The 14,573-nt window shown below is 70.3% G+C and carries 15 protein-coding genes; 9 read left to right on the forward strand and 6 right to left on the reverse strand.

Translation table 11 applies throughout. The annotated features are described in order from the left end of the window. Positions 1-51 precede the first annotated feature (51 nt). A complete protein-coding gene (gene serB / locus ACFWV2_RS32370) occupies positions 52-1,266 on the reverse strand; it encodes a phosphoserine phosphatase SerB (protein ID WP_384410780.1) in 1,215 nt (404 codons plus the stop codon). Positions 1,267-1,476: 210 nt separating this feature from the next. On the opposite strand from serB, the gene ACFWV2_RS32375 reads away from it, so the two are divergent. Continuing rightward, positions 1,477-4,050: an FHA domain-containing protein gene (locus ACFWV2_RS32375; RefSeq protein ID WP_384410783.1), complete on the forward strand. Its 2,574-nt coding sequence runs from the start codon at positions 1,477-1,479 to the stop codon at positions 4,048-4,050. Positions 4,051-4,138: 88 nt separating this feature from the next. Here ACFWV2_RS32375 and ACFWV2_RS32380 read toward each other — a convergent pair whose 3' ends face one another. Next, entirely contained in the window at positions 4,139-4,927 is a 789-nt protein-coding gene (locus ACFWV2_RS32380; RefSeq protein ID WP_384410786.1) for a transglycosylase SLT domain-containing protein, read from the reverse strand. Between the two features lie 428 nt (positions 4,928-5,355). Between ACFWV2_RS32380 and ACFWV2_RS32385 the strand changes: the two genes are divergently transcribed. From ACFWV2_RS32385 to ACFWV2_RS32395, 3 genes are all read left to right on the forward strand, one after another. Further along, positions 5,356-6,501: a GAF domain-containing sensor histidine kinase gene (locus ACFWV2_RS32385; protein ID WP_384410789.1), complete on the forward strand. Its 1,146-nt coding sequence runs from the start codon at positions 5,356-5,358 to the stop codon at positions 6,499-6,501. Continuing rightward, positions 6,494-7,138 (forward strand): response regulator, encoded by a 645-nt coding sequence (locus ACFWV2_RS32390; RefSeq protein ID WP_384410794.1) that lies wholly within the window; start codon positions 6,494-6,496, stop codon positions 7,136-7,138. Before ACFWV2_RS32385 ends, ACFWV2_RS32390 begins: the two co-directional genes overlap by 8 nt. A gap of 152 nt (positions 7,139-7,290) precedes the next feature. Beyond that, positions 7,291-7,533, forward strand: a complete 243-nt coding sequence (locus tag ACFWV2_RS32395) for a chaplin (RefSeq protein WP_360782468.1) — start codon at positions 7,291-7,293, stop codon at positions 7,531-7,533. 91 nt (positions 7,534-7,624) lie between these two features. Here the strand turns inward: ACFWV2_RS32395 and ACFWV2_RS32400 are convergent, their stop codons facing one another. Then, on the reverse strand, positions 7,625-8,416 hold the full coding sequence (locus ACFWV2_RS32400) for a hypothetical protein (protein ID WP_360782465.1): 792 nt from the start codon (positions 8,414-8,416) through the stop codon (positions 7,625-7,627). 180 nt (positions 8,417-8,596) lie between these two features. Here ACFWV2_RS32400 and ACFWV2_RS32405 point away from each other — a divergent pair, with 180 nt between their 5' ends. The 4 genes from ACFWV2_RS32405 (at position 8,597) to ACFWV2_RS32420 (ending at position 11,800) form a co-directional block, all read left to right on the forward strand. Continuing rightward, positions 8,597-9,394 (forward strand): ABC transporter ATP-binding protein, encoded by a 798-nt coding sequence (locus tag ACFWV2_RS32405; protein WP_384410799.1) that lies wholly within the window; start codon positions 8,597-8,599, stop codon positions 9,392-9,394. A 76-nt stretch (positions 9,395-9,470) separates the two neighbouring features. After that, complete coding sequence (locus tag ACFWV2_RS32410) at positions 9,471-9,902, forward strand: NfeD family protein (protein WP_360782460.1); 432 nt, start codon at positions 9,471-9,473, stop codon at positions 9,900-9,902. A gap of 93 nt (positions 9,903-9,995) precedes the next feature. After that, positions 9,996-10,934 (forward strand): SPFH domain-containing protein, encoded by a 939-nt coding sequence (locus ACFWV2_RS32415; protein ID WP_384410802.1) that lies wholly within the window; start codon positions 9,996-9,998, stop codon positions 10,932-10,934. 92 nt (positions 10,935-11,026) lie between these two features. Beyond that, complete coding sequence (locus tag ACFWV2_RS32420; RefSeq protein WP_384410806.1) at positions 11,027-11,800, forward strand: sulfite exporter TauE/SafE family protein; 774 nt, start codon at positions 11,027-11,029, stop codon at positions 11,798-11,800. A 75-nt stretch (positions 11,801-11,875) separates the two neighbouring features. Here ACFWV2_RS32420 and ACFWV2_RS32425 read toward each other — a convergent pair whose 3' ends face one another. After that, positions 11,876-12,382 (reverse strand): HNH endonuclease, encoded by a 507-nt coding sequence (locus ACFWV2_RS32425; RefSeq protein WP_360782452.1) that lies wholly within the window; start codon positions 12,380-12,382, stop codon positions 11,876-11,878. 278 nt (positions 12,383-12,660) lie between these two features. Next, positions 12,661-13,443 carry a sporulation protein gene (locus tag ACFWV2_RS32430; RefSeq protein ID WP_384410809.1) on the reverse strand — a complete coding sequence of 261 codons (783 nt, stop codon included), beginning with the start codon at positions 13,441-13,443 and terminating at the stop codon, positions 12,661-12,663. Between the two features lie 87 nt (positions 13,444-13,530). On the opposite strand from ACFWV2_RS32430, the gene ACFWV2_RS32435 reads away from it, so the two are divergent. Then, positions 13,531-14,193, forward strand: coding sequence for a DNA-3-methyladenine glycosylase (locus ACFWV2_RS32435; RefSeq protein WP_384410812.1), 663 nt, complete (start codon positions 13,531-13,533; stop codon positions 14,191-14,193). Positions 14,194-14,339: 146 nt separating this feature from the next. Here ACFWV2_RS32435 and ACFWV2_RS32440 read toward each other — a convergent pair. After that, positions 14,340-14,573: hypothetical protein (locus ACFWV2_RS32440; RefSeq protein ID WP_384410815.1), on the reverse strand; the 234-nt coding region annotated here is incomplete at its 5' end.

Consider the following 14,573-nt stretch of genomic DNA (forward strand, 5'->3'; position numbering starts at 1 on the left):
GGCCGGGCCCCTTCGGCGTACACGGGTCCGGCGCACCCGCGCCGCCACCGCTCAGTGCAGCTGCTCCTCGGGGCCGTCCGCCGCCTCGACCTCTTCGCGGGTGATGCCCAGCAGATACAGCACGGTGTCCAGGAAGGGCACGTTCACCGCCGCGTCAGCCGCCCGGCGCACCACCGGCTTCGCGTTGAACGCCACACCGAGCCCGGCCGCGTTCAGCATGTCCAGGTCGTTCGCCCCGTCGCCGATCGCCACGGTCTGCGCCAGCGGCACCCCCGCCTCCGTGGCGAACCGGCGCAGCAGCCGCGCCTTGCCCGCCCGGTCCACGATCTCGCCGGTCACCCGCCCGGTGAGCTTGCCGTCGACGATCTCCAGGGTGTTGGCGGAGGCGAAGTCAAGACCCAGCCGCTCCTTCAGGTCGTCGGTGACCTGCGTGAACCCGCCGGAGACGACGCCGACCTGGTAGCCGAGCCGCTTGAGCGTACGGATCAGGGTCCGGGCCCCGGGCGTCAACCGCACCTCGGCGCGGACCTTGTCGACCACCGAGGCGTCGAGCCCGGCGAGCAGCTCCACCCGCGCGTGCAGCGACTGCTCGAAGTCCAGCTCGCCGCGCATCGCGGCCTCCGTGACCTCGGCGACCTTGTCCTCGCAGCCCGCGTGCGCCGCGAAGAGCTCGATGACCTCGTCCTGGATCAGCGTCGAGTCGACGTCCATGACGACGAGCCGCTGGGCGCGCCGGTGCAGCCCGGCCGAGACCACGGCCACGTCGACGCCGATCGTGTGCGCCTCGGGGGCCAGGGCGGTCCGCAGCGGCTCGGTCTCGCACCCGGAGACGGCGAACTCGACCGCCGTCACCGGATACTTCGCCAGCCGGAAGACACGGTCGATGTTGCCGCCGGTCTCCGCGATCCTGGCCGCTATGGCCGCCGTCTGCTCCGCGGTCAGCGGGTTCCCGAGCACGGTCACGTGGGAGCGCCCACTGCCGCGCGGCCGGTTGTCACCCGTACCGGAGATGATCTCGGCCTGGAGCTTCTGGGACTCGGCCCAGCTGTGCACGGTGGCCCGGAGTTCGCCCTGCGACGCGAGGGTCGGCTCGGTGACGAGCGCGCACAGGACGAGGCGGCCGCGGGAGACGACCTGCTCGATGTCCACGACGTCGACGGAGTAGGCGGCGAGGGTGTCGAAGAGTCCCGCGGTGATCCCGGGACGGTCCTTCCCGAAGATCTTGACGAGAAGGGTGGGAACGTCTGAGGTGTGCGATGCGCTCATGGTGCTTCCACCGTATCGGGCACCGCCCGCCGCCCGGCCCCCCGTCCCGCGTAGCGGACACCCGAGCGGCCGCCGGCCCGCCCCGGCGGGGCCCTCTCCCGGGTCTTCACGCTGCCCGACTTTCGGAGAGGGGACCGGGCCTGAAATAGTTCCCCCCGATGTTCGCCATCCCTAGACTCCCAGCGACGGGGGTACATCGGGGGACAAGTAGTGGGGCATGGAGTGCCAGAACTCGTACTGGAATTGAATGGAAGGACCTGGACGCTCGATGCGTCCAGGTCGTACACCCTCGGCCGCGATCCGCAGGGTGACCTGGTGATCGACGACGCCAGGGTCTCGTGGCGCCACGCCACCATCAGCTGGGGCGGCCGGAGTTGGGTCATCGAGGACCACGGCTCCACCAACGGGACGTTCCTGCGGGGGCAGCGGGTCCACCAGGTGGAGATCGGCCCCGGCTCGGCCGTCCACCTCGGCAACGCGACCGACGGCCCGCGGCTGAATCTCGCCGCCGGAGCCCAGGCCGCACCGCAGGCCGGGCACCAGCAGGCCCCTGTGGCCCAGCCGGTCCCCGCGCACCAGGCCGCGGAGCAGGCCGAATGGCTCACGCACCAGGCCCCGCCGCAGCAGCAGAGTCCGCAGCAGCAGGCTCCGCCGCAGCCGGGCTGGCAGCAGGGCCCGCCGCCCGCGCAGCCGCACGTGCCGCAGCAGCAGGTCCCGCACCAGCAGGGTCACGGTCAGCACGGCGCCGCCGCGGGGGCGTCGTCGGCCTACGCCGACCGTAGTCCCACCACGTTCCACCAGCTGTCCCTCGGTCACGTCATGCGTATCGGCCGTGCCCTCGAGAACGAGCTGGTCGTCTCCGACCTCCAGGTCTCGCGGAACCACGCCGAGTTCCACGCGACACCCGACGGCCGCTTCGAGATCCGCGACCTCGGCTCGCACAACGGCACGTACGTCAACGGTCAGCCGATCGCCAAGGGCGGCACGGCCCTCCTCGGCCCGCAGGACATCGTCGGCGTCGGCCACTCGACGTTCCGGCTCGTCGGCGGCCAGCTCGAGGAGTTCGTCGACACCGGCTCGATCTCCTTCTCGGCCCGCCACCTCACGGTCACCGTGGACGGCGGCAAGCAGATCCTCAAGGACGTCTCCTTCGGCGTCCCGGAGAAGTCGCTGATCGGCGTCATCGGCCCGTCGGGCTCCGGAAAGTCCACCCTGCTCAAGGCGCTGACCGGCTACCGCCCGGCCAACGAGGGCGATGTCCTCTACGACAACCGGAGTCTCTACAAGCAGTTCGCCGAGCTGCGCCAGCGCATCGGTCTGGTCCCGCAGGACGACATCCTGCACAAGGAGCTGACCGTCCAGAAGGCGCTGCGCTACGCGGCCAAGCTCCGCTTCCCCGGTGACACCGCGCCCGCCGAGCGCGAGGCCCGGATCGACGAGGTGCTGCGCGAGCTCAAGCTGGACATCCACAAGGAGAAGAAGGTCACCTCCCTCTCCGGTGGTCAGCGCAAGCGCGTCTCGGTCGCCCTGGAGCTCCTCACCAAGCCCTCGCTGATCTTCCTGGACGAGCCGACCTCCGGTCTCGACCCGGGCATGGACCGCGATGTCATGCAGCTGCTCCGCGGCCTCGCCGACGACGGCCGCACGGTCCTCGTCGTCACCCACTCGGTGGCCGAGCTGGGCCTGTGCGACAAGCTCCTCGTCATGGCACCGGGCGGTTCGGTGGCGTACTTCGGCCCGCCGGAGGAGGCGCTGAACTTCTTCGGCTACTCCACCTGGGCCGATGTCTTCTCGGCCTTCGAGAACTACCGCGACTACGACTGGGCGGGCCGCTGGAAGGGCTCGCAGCACTACCAGATGTACGCCGCGGACATCGACTCCGTGGCCGCCCAGCCCGTCCAGATGCCGCAGCAGGCGATGGCCCGGTCGCCCAAGCCGCAGGGCTGGGGCTCCCAGCTGCTGACCCTGATCCGGCGGTACGTCTCCGTGATCGCCTCCGACAAGGGCTTCATGGGTCTGATGGTCATCCTGCCCGCCGTCCTCGGCGCGGTCTCGGTGGTCATCCCCGCCGACTTCGGCCTGGGCTCGCCGACACCGCCGTCCCGCTTCAACGGCGACGCCGGCACGATCATGCTGATCCTCGCGGTCGGCATGTGCTTCAGCGGCGCGGCCAACTCCGTACGAGAACTGATCAAGGAACGGGTCATCTACGAGCGGGAGCGCGCCACCGGCCTCTCCCGCTCCGCGTACCTCATGTCCAAGGTCATCGTCCTCGGCCTGATCACGGCCTTCCAGGGCGTCATCATCTGCGGCATCGGCTTCTCCACCCGGGCGCTGCCCGAGGAGGGCCTCTTCATGCCCCCGGCCGTCGAGCTGTGCGTCCAGGTCATCGCCCTGGGTCTCACCTCGATGATGTTCGGCCTGGTCATCTCCGCGCTGGTGAAGACCGCCGAGAAGACCATGCCGCTCCTGGTGATGTTCGCGATCATCCAGGTCGTGTTCACCGGCATCCTCTTCCAGGTGTACGGCTCGCCTGGCCTGGAGCAGTTCGCCTGGCTGATGCCCTCCCGCTGGGGCATCGCGGGCGCCGGCACCACCCTGGACCTGGCCCGCCTCATGCCGCCGTGGGACCCGAAGAACCCCACGAACACCGACCCGCTGTGGGAGCACACGGTCGCCCAGTGGAGCCTGGACCTCGGCGTCCAGCTGCTCATGGCCGTCGTCTGCTGCGTCGTCGTGGCGCGGCTGCTGCGCCGCCACGAGCCCGAGGTCATGCGCAAGTAGCCGCCGGGCACGCCGGTACGCCGAAGGGCGGCACCCCCCCCGCACGGGGGGGTGCCGCCCTTCGGCGTGCGACAGCGGTCCGAAAGGATCAGTACGCGCTGTTGACGTTGTCGATGGAGCCGTAGCGGTCGGCCGCGTAGTTGGCGGCGGCGACGAGGTTGGCGACCGGGTCGTACTGGTCGAACGCGGTGCCCTTCACGTGGTAGGCCTTGAAGGTCGGGTAGATGACCTGGAGCAGGCCCTTGGACGGGACGCCGTTGATGGCGTTGATGTCCCAGTTGTTGATGGCCCGCGGGTTGCCGCTGGACTCGCGCATGATGTTCTTGTGCAGGCCGTTGTAGCTGCCCGGGATGTTGTGCTTGTCCATGATGAACAGCGCCTCGCGGATCCAGCCGTCGAGGTTGTTCGCGAAGACCGGCGTACGGGCCACGGAACGGCTCGCGGCCGTCTTCTCCGCGGCACGCTTCTTCGCCGCGGCCTTCGCCTGCGCCTGGGCCTTGGCCTTGGCGTCCGCCTTGGCCTTCGCCTCGGCCTTGGCCTTGGCGTCCGCCTTCGCCTTGGCGGCGGCCGCCGCCTTCGCCTTGGCCTGCGCGTCGGCCTTGGCCTTCGCCTCCGCCTCCAGCTTGGCCTTCAGACCGATGGTGGTCTGCTGCTCGGTGACGCTGGCGGCCAGCGCCTTCGCCTGGGGGCTGTTCGCGTTGTACGACCAGGCCACCTGCTGGGTACCGGACAGAGCCACCGGCTCCGTTTCGGTGGCGCCGTTGCCGGGCACGAGGGAGAGCGTGAGCGCGGCGGCGCCCAGAGCGGCGACGCCGGCGATCGTGGCCTTGTGGGTCTTCTTCAGACCACGACTGTGGCCAGGGGTGTTCGCAGACATTCCGGACTACCTCTTCGAATCGCTGGGAGTCGCTCCGCCAGGAGTGGCGCTACGCCTGCTCGGCGGCGACGTTGGCAATTCTTAGCGGCAGCAAAATGCTGTGGCAAAGGTGTGACGTACGATCTGGGGTAGTGGATCAGGGGCCCGTGCACGAGCCACCGAAGCACCCTTATGTCGGGCTCACCCCACCCTGACCCGCTCCCTGAGCTCCACTAGGAACGTTCGTAAGTGACCTGGGTCCTATGCGCGGGCTCACATCGGGCGGGTAACAACCTCACCAGGCGTTGCGTGAGCAATGCGCACAGTCAGGCCCCTCATCCCCGAGGACGAGGAAGGGCCCCGGGCCCTGCGACCTAGGTCCCCGGTCCCCCTCCACCGCCGCCTCCGGGCCGATACGCACGGTCACGACCCGCCGGTACGGTGACCGCATGAGTCATCGACCGAGCTCCGGCCTGGCCGCCGTGAGCACCGCCCTGCTGGCGATGAGCCGCCACCTGGAGGTCCGTGACGTCCTCAAGACGATCGTCGCCTCCGCCCGGGAGCTGCTCGACGCCGAGTACGCGGCCCTGGGCGTCCCCGACGACCACGGCGGCTTCGCCCAGTTCGTCGTCGACGGCGTCAGCGACGAGCAGTGGAAGGCGATCGGCCCGCTGCCCCGGCAGCACGGCATCCTCGCGTCGATGCTCCACAAGGCCGAGCCCGAGCGGCTCGCCGACGTCCGCGACGACCCCCGCTTCGAGGGTTGGCCCGACGCCCACCCCGAGCTGTCCGACTTCCTCGGCCTGCCCGTCAGGGACGGCGACGAGATCCTCGCCGCCCTCTTCCTCGCCAACAAGCGCTGCCCGAGGGAGACCGGCGGCTGCGGCTTCACCGCCGAGGACGAGGAACTGCTCGCGATCCTCGCCCAGCACGCGGCCATCGCCCTCACCAACGCCCGCCTGTACGAGCGCAGCCGCGAGCTCACCATCGCCGAGGAGCGCTCCCGCCTCGCCCACGAGCTGCACGACGCGGTCAGCCAGAAGCTCTTCTCCCTCCGGCTGACCGCCCAGGCCGCCGCCGCCCTCGTCGACCGTGACCCCGCCCGTGCCAAGGGCGAGCTCCAGCAGGTCGCCTCCCTCGCCGCCGAGGCCGCCGACGAACTGCGAGCCGCCGTCGTCGAGCTCCGCCCCGCCGCCCTCGACGAGGACGGCCTCGTCCATACCCTCCGCACCCACATCCAGGTCCTGGACCGCGCCCACACCGCCCGGGTCACCTTCGAGAGCCCCGGCACCCGCGCGCTGCCCGCCGCGCAGGAGGAGGCCGTGCTCCGCGTCGCCCAGGAGGCCCTGCACAACGCCCTGCGGCACGCGGACGCGGAACTCGTCACCGTCTCCCTGACCCGCAGCGGCCAGGGCGCACGGCTCACGATCACCGACGACGGCAAGGGCTTCGACCCGCGTACGGTCCGCAGCGCCGGACGCCACCTCGGCCTGGTCTCCATGCGGGACCGGGCGAGCGGCGTCGGCGGATCGCTCACCGTGACCTCGGCCCGGGGCGAGGGCACCACGATCGAGATGGAGGTTCCCGGTGGCTGACCAGCGGATCCGTGTGCTCCTCGTCGACGACCACCAGGTCGTCCGACGGGGCCTGCGCACCTTCCTGGAGGTACAGGACGACATAGAGGTCGTGGGGGAGGCCTCCGACGGCGCGGAGGGCGTCGCCAGGGCCGAGGAGCTCCGCCCCGACGTCGTCCTCATGGACGTGAAGATGCCCGGCACGGACGGCATCGAGGCCCTGAAGCGGCTCCGCGCGCTCGACAACCCGGCCAGGGTCCTGATCGTCACCAGCTTCACCGAGCAGCGCACGGTGGTCCCCGCGCTCCGCGCCGGCGCCTCCGGGTACGTCTACAAGGACATCGACCCCGACGCGCTGGCCGGCGCGATCCGCTCCGTCCACGCGGGGCACGTCCTGCTCCAGCCGGAGGTCGCGGGCGCGCTCCTGACCCAGGACGACTCCCCGGGGGGCACGGGACGCGGCTCGACGCTCACGGAGCGGGAGCGCGAGGTCCTCGGCCTGATCGCGGACGGCCGCTCCAACCGCGAGATCGCCCGCGCGCTCGTCCTCTCCGAGAAGACGGTCAAGACGCACGTCTCGAACATCCTGATGAAACTCGACCTCGCGGACCGCACCCAGGCGGCACTCTGGGCGGTCCGACACGGCCTCACCGACTGACGCGCCCCCTGCGCGCCGGGGCGCACGACCGTTCAGTAATTCATACCGTCGTGTGTATGTCCCCCGTTCGGCGCAACCTTCCGGGGTGTGCGGCGTTCTCCATGGCGTGCTGCGGCTGACCTGCCGCAGCGATGACCAGGAGGATGTACCCAGTGAAGAACCTCAAGAAGGCCGCCGCCCTCACCATGGTCGCCGGGGGCATCGTCGCCGCCGGCGCGGGTGTCGCCTCCGCCCACGGCGCCGAGGCCATGGGCAAGGCCCTCAACTCGCCGGGCGTCGCCTCCGGCAACCTGGTGCAGGTCCCGGTCCACGTCCCCGTGAACGTCTCCGGCAACACGGTCAACGTGATCGGTCTGCTCAACCCGGCCTTCGGCAACCACGCCGTCAACCACTGAGCACCCCGAACCACCGGCCCCCGGGACACCCCCGGGGGCCGGCCCGTGCCCGCGCCCGGGACCGTGCCCCAGCCCCCCGGCGCACCAGAGCTCAGACCCCCCGCTCCCGCTCCCTCTCCTCCACATAAGCGTTGTACGCCGCCACCTGGGCCCGCCGCGCCACCCGCTCCACGGGCCGCAGCGCCTGCCCACGCGCCGCCATCTCGGAGGCGCTCACCGCACCCCCGTGACCGTGGTCGTACGCCAGGTCCACGAGCAGCCCCACCCGCTGCGCCAGCTCCAGGACCCGGACCGCCCGCGGCGGATACCCGGGAGCCAGGACCTCCCGGCCCACCTCGGCCCGCGCCCGGTACGCCTCGCGCGCCGCGTCCGCCACCGGCCCCGAGGCCGCGACGTCCAACCGGGTCAGTACGACCGTGGCGTCCCGCAGGGCCTCCGCCAATTCCCGCTCGGCCTCGCCGAGCGACGGCACGTCCGCCGGCGGAGCCTCCCGCACCGGGAGACAGCGCCAGACCACCTCCACGTGCACGTCACCCGCAGGACCCGCCTCGGAGACCTCCGGCACGAGACCGTACGGAGCGCCGAAGCCCACCACCGCCTCCTCCGCCTCCAACGCGCGCGCGTTGAAGTCCGGCGGTCCGCTCAGCCCCAGCGGATGCCCCGGCGCGGGCAGCGCCACCCGCCACCCGGTCACCCCGAGCCGCCGCAGCCGGCCGAGCGCCAGCGTCAGTCCCACCGGCACCGCCTCACCCGGCAGCCCCTCCACGCGGTGCACCGCGTCCTCCCCGACAATGGCCATCGCCGCCTCGTCCGGCGACACCGCCCCGGCCAGCAGGGCGTTGCCCCATGCCGCCAGGCGTCCTGAGCGTGGTTCCGAAAGCATCCCCCCAGACTAAGGAGTCGGAGGAAGCCCCGGACCCTGTCCGGAAAGTCCCGCGGGCTCCCCCTCCGGACAGGCCCAGGGACCGTCCCGCTCCGTCGATAACGTAGGTTTTCCCTGGACGCCGCGCCCACCGGCGCAAGGCGACGACTCGACTCGACCGCAAGGGGAGACAACGCGCTCATGAGCGATGTACTGGAGCTGGTGGACGTATCCGTGGTCCGCGACGGACGGGCTCTGGTGGACGACGTCTCCTGGTCGGTCAAGGAGGGCGAGCGCTGGGTCATCCTCGGACCCAACGGCGCCGGCAAGACCACCCTTCTGAACATCGCCTCCAGCTACCTCTTCCCCACCAAGGGCACCGCCCACGTCCTGGGCGAGCAGCTGGGCGGCGTCGGCACCGACGTCTTCGAGCTCCGGCCCCGCATCGGCATGGCCGGCATCGCGATGGCGGAGAAGCTCCCCAAGGGACAGACCGTCCTGCAGACCGTCCTCACCGCCGCGTACGGCATGACCGCCACCTGGCACGAGGACTACGACCCGGTCGACGAGGAGCGCGCCAAGGCCTTCCTCGACCGGCTCGGGATGAACGACTACCTGGACCGGAAGTTCGGCACCCTCTCCGAGGGCGAGCGCAAGCGCACCCTGATCGCCCGCGCGATGATGACCGACCCCGAGCTCCTGCTCCTCGACGAGCCCGCGGCCGGCCTCGACCTCGGCGGCCGCGAGGACCTGGTCCGCCGCCTCGGCCGCCTCGCCCGCGACCCGTACGCCCCCTCCATGATCATGGTCACGCACCACGTCGAGGAGATCGCGCCCGGCTTCACCCACGTCCTGATGATCCGTCAGGGCAAGGTTCTCGCCGCGGGCCCCATCGAGATGGAACTGACCTCCCGCAACCTCTCGCTCTGCTTCGGCCTGCCGCTCGTCGTCGAGCGCGTCGCCGACCGCTGGACCGCCCACGGCCTGCCCCTGAAGTGACCGGCCGGAGCGCCGGCGTCCCGCACAGCCGCCCGCGCCCTGTCCCCGAGGCCCCCACCCGCCCTACCATGACCCCGTGGACATCGACGCGTGGGTCTGGTGGTTGATCGGCGCGGTGGGGCTCGGCATTCCGCTGGTCCTGACCGCGATGCCGGAGTTCGGCATGTTCTCCGTCGGAGCGGTCGCCGGGGCGGTGACCGCCGCGCTCGGCTTCGGCGTCGTCCCCCAGGTGCTCGTGTTCGTCGTCGTCTCCGTGGCGCTCATCGCGGTGGTACGCCCGATCGCCGCCCGCCACCGCGCCGGCGGACCCGGACTGGCCAGCGGTGTCGACGCCCTGAGGGGGCGTCAGGCCGTCGTCCTGGAACGGGTCGACGCTTCCGGAGGCGGCAGGATCAAGCTCGCGGGCGAGATCTGGTCGGCCCGCGCGCTCGACTCCGGACAGACCTTCGAACCGGGCGACCAGGTCGACGTCGTGGAGATCGACGGAGCGACCGCCGTCGTCATGTGACCGAACCTCGCCCATGACGTTCCGTCGTCTGCGAAACTCGATCATGCAAGACCACCCGGCAGTCAACCGGCAGCGAAGGGCACGGGGAACTCGATGTCAGCAGTCATCATCGTCCTGATCATTCTGGTGGTGCTCGTCTTCATCGCCCTGATCAAGACGATCCAGGTCATCCCGCAGGCGAGCGCGGCGATCGTCGAGCGCTTCGGCCGTTACACCCGCACGCTCAACGCCGGACTGAACATCGTCGTCCCGTTCATCGACTCGATCCGCAACCGGATCGACCTCCGCGAGCAGGTCGTCCCGTTCCCGCCGCAGCCGGTGATCACCCAGGACAACCTCGTCGTCAACATCGACACCGTCATCTACTACCAGGTGACCGACGCACGGGCCGCGACCTACGAAGTCGCCAGCTACATCCAGGCGATCGAGCAGCTCACCGTCACCACCCTGCGCAACATCATCGGCGGCATGGACCTGGAGCGGACCCTGACCTCCCGCGAGGAGATCAACGCGGCACTGCGCGGCGTCCTCGACGAGGCCACCGGCAAGTGGGGCATCCGCGTCAACCGCGTCGAGCTCAAGGCGATCGAGCCGCCGACCTCCATCCAGGACTCGATGGAGAAGCAGATGCGTGCCGAGCGCGACAAGCGCGCCGCGATCCTCACCGCCGAGGGCACCCGTCAGTCCGCCATCCTCACCGCGGAGGGCGAGAAGCAGTCGGCGATCCTGCGCGCCGAGGGCGAGTCCAAGGCCGCCGCCCTGCGCGCCGAGGGCGAGGCCCAGGCCGTCCGTACGGTCTTCGAGGCCATCCACGCGGGCGACCCCGACCAGAAGCTCCTCTCGTACCAGTACCTCCAGATGCTCCCGAAGATCGCCGAGGGCGACGCCAACAAGCTCTGGATCGTGCCCAGCGAGATCGGTGACGCCCTCAAGGGCCTCTCCGGCGCCTTCGGCAACGTGGGCGGCGGTGCTCCCGGCTTCAACACCAAGAGCGGCGGGGCCGAAAGGCGAGACGAACCGCCGGTTGACTGACCCGTACACGTACCTCTCGTGCATGATCGGTGCGAGCCCCTCGACCCTGACGACGTCACGGCGGGGAGGCGACTCACTGACCATGTAAGGAGATGGCGTTGTCCATCTGGGAAGCACTGGCAGTCTTCGCCGCCGGCATCGGCGCCGGCACCATCAACACCATCGTCGGATCGGGAACGCTCATCACGTTCCCCGTCCTGCTCGCGACCGGACTCCCCCCGATCACGGCGAACGTCTCCAACGCCCTCGGACTCGTCCCCGGTTCGATCAGCGGAGCCATCGGCTACCGCCGCGAACTCAAGGGCCAGAAGGTCCGTATCCTCCGCCTGGGCGGCGCCGCCCTCGTCGGCGGCCTCATCGGCGCGATCCTGCTCCTGGCCCTGCCCTCCCAGGCCTTCGACACGATCGTCCCCGTCCTCATCGGCCTCGCGCTGGTCCTGGTCCTCCTCCAGCCCCGCATCGCCGCCGCCGTCAAGCGCCGTCGCGAACAGACCGGCACCGAGGCCCACCCCGACGGCGGCCCCGCCCTCCTCGTCGGCCTGTGCCTCGCCAGCGTGTACGGCGGCTACTTCGGCGCCGCCCAAGGGGTGCTCTACCTCTCCCTCATGGGACTGCTGCTCCACGACACCCTGCAACGGATCAACGCCGTCAAGAACATCCTCGGGGCCCTCGTCAACGGCGTCGCCGCCGTCTTCTTCCTCTTCGTCGCGGACTTCGACTGGACGGCCGTCCTGCTCATCGCCGTCGGCTCCACCATCGGCGGCCAGATCGGCGCCAAGGTCGGCCGGAGACTTCCGCCCACGGTCCTGCGCGGAGTGATCATCGCGGTCGGCGTCGCCGCGATCCTCCAGCTGACGCTCGATTAGCCGACCCGCAGGCACGACGCCAAGGGCCCGCCTCTCACCACCTGGAGAGACGGGCCCCTGCCGTACGGGAGAGTGTCACGCGGCCGCCTTCGCCAGCCACTCAGGGAGCGCCGACCGCTCGCTCGCCCGCATCGAGAGCAGCATCGCGTCCGCCGGCGTCGGCTCGAAGGGCTGGTGAAGCAGCGGCATCCCCGCCTGCTCCGGCGTCCGGTCGGCCTTGCGGTGGTTGTCCTCGGCGCACGAGGCCACCGTGTTCAGCCAGCTGTCCCCACCGCCCTGGGCACGCGGCACCACGTGGTCGACCGTCGTCGCCCGCCGCCCGCAGTACGCGCACCGGTGCTGGTCCCGGACCAGCACCCCCCGTCTCGACCACGGCGCCTGTCTTCGGAACGGCACCCGTACGTAACGGCAGAGCCTGATCACCCGCGGCACCGGCAGGTCGACCGCGGCACCCCGCACCCGCAGTTCCGGATGCGCGTGCTCGACGACGGCCTTGGCCTGCAGGACAAGCACCACCGCACGGTTCAGAGTGACCGTCGAAAGCGGCTCGAAGCTCGCGTTGAGTACCAGTGTGTCCCGCATTGTGCCCACCTCCCGTGTGCAGGCCCCGCCCCGGACGGGACCGTGGGGCCTGGATCAACGATGGCCGGGCCGGCCGGGGTCGGACAACGCAATTTTCCCGCGCAACAAAAGATGCCCGCTTCTGATCTCTCCAAGACCAGAAGCGGGCAAACAACAAACGAACGATCAGACGGCTGCCGGAGCCGCGTACTCACCGACCGACCGGGCACGCCCCGGCGCGCGGAACCGCGGGCCGAGTCCCACGTGCCACAGGCGAGCTGTCCCCGTCCTGGCCGGGCTCAGAGCCAGTTGCGACGGCCACCGACCTCGGCGAGCCACTGGTTCAGGTAAGCCGCCCAGTCGGTGGCGTGGAAGTCGTCGAGGCCCACCTTGAAAGCACGGAAGGAGTCGCTGCCCTCACCGAACAGACCCGGCTTCTTGTCCATCTCCAGAACGACGTCCATCTCGCGGTCGTCCGCGACGAAGCTGACCTCGACCTGGTTCAGCCCCCGGTACTGCTGCGGAGCGAAGAACTCGATCTCCTGGTAGAAGGGCAGCTTCTGCCGCGTCCCCCGGATGTGGCCGCGCTCCATGTCCGCGCTCTTGAAACGGAAGCCCAGCTGGAGGAAGGCGTCCAGAATGGCCTGCTGCGCCGGCAGCGGGTGCACGTTGACCGGGTCCAGGTCACCGGAGTCCACAGCGCGGGCGATCTCCAGCTCGGTCTTCACACCGATGTTCATACCGCGCAGCTGCTGCCCGGCGACGGAGGTCACCGGCGTCTCCCACGGGATCTCCAGACCGAACGGCACCACGTGCACCGCGCCGGCCTTCACCTCGAAGGCACCACCCAGGCGAACCTTGGCGAACTCGATGTCCTGCTTCTGCTCCTGGTCGCCGCCCTCCACCTCGACGCGCGCCTGAAGCCCGACGGAGAGCCCCTCGATCTGTTGGTCGACACTGCCGCCCTGGATCCGCACCTCACCCTGGACGACGCCGCCCGGAACCACGTTCGCCTCGGTGAGCACCGTCTCCACGCTGGCCCCACCGGCACCCAGGCTCGCGAGCAGCTTCTTGAATCCCATGAATGTCACTCCTTGTCGGTCCTGACCCCTACATACGCGCCATGACCGTAGCCGGTTCCCCGCGCGACCCCACTACGCTCGGACGCCATGAGCGAGAGCCCCGACCGTACGCCGCTCCCGCGGACGTTCTTCGACCGCCCGGTCATCGAGGTCGCCCCCGACCTCCTCGGCCGCACCCTCGTCCGCAATTCCGACGAGGGCCGGATGGAACTGCGCCTCACGGAGGTGGAGGCGTACGCGGGCGCGATCGACCCCGGCTCGCACGCCTTCCGGGGACGCACGGCACGCAACGCCGTCATGTTCGGCCCACCCGGACACGCGTACGTCTACTTCACGTACGGCATGTGGCACTGCCTCAACCTGGTGTGCGGCCCGGAGGGCGAGGCGAGCGGGGTCCTCCTGCGCGCGGGAGAGATCCTCCGGGGCGCCGACCAGGCCCGCGCACGCCGACGCTCGGCGCGATACGACCGCGAGCTGGCCAAGGGCCCGGCCCGCCTGGCCACCGCCCTCGACGTCGCCCTCTCCCTGAACGGCACGGACACCTGCGCCGACCCGGACGCCCCGCTGGCCCTGCTCACCGGCACCCCGCCCGACCCGGACCGCATCCGCACCGGCCCCCGCACCGGCGTGGGCGGCGACGGCGCCCCGCACCCCTGGCGCTTCTGGATCGACGAGGACCCGACGGTGAGCCCGTACCGCGCCCACACCCCCCGGAAGCGGAGGCTTGACTCCGGCCGACCGAGCGCCTAACGTAGCCCGAGCAGCTGGTTACGGGCCTGCTTGTTCGAGCACCCCGCAGCGGCCATCCACTACTGAACATGACGCCCCTCGCAGGGGTCTATTCCGGCATGCCGGAATAGGAATTCGATCGACTCAATTATGAGTCGCCGAATGGATCAGCTAAAGTAGTGAACACGCCGAGAGGCAAAAGGCAGCCAACAGGCCACCGGATACAAACCCCGAACCGGAAACGGTACGGAAAACGATCTGGTAAGGTTGGAAACACGAAATACCGAAGGGAAGCCCGGAGGAAAACCCGAGAGGGTGAGTACAAAGGAAGCGTCCGTTCCTTGAGAACTCAACAGCGTGCCAAAAATCAACGCCAGATTAGTTGATACCCCGTCCATCTT

The sequence above is a fragment of the Streptomyces sp. NPDC058671 genome, from assembly GCF_042716475.1.
Taxonomy (GTDB): Bacteria; Actinomycetota; Actinomycetes; order Streptomycetales; family Streptomycetaceae; genus Streptomyces.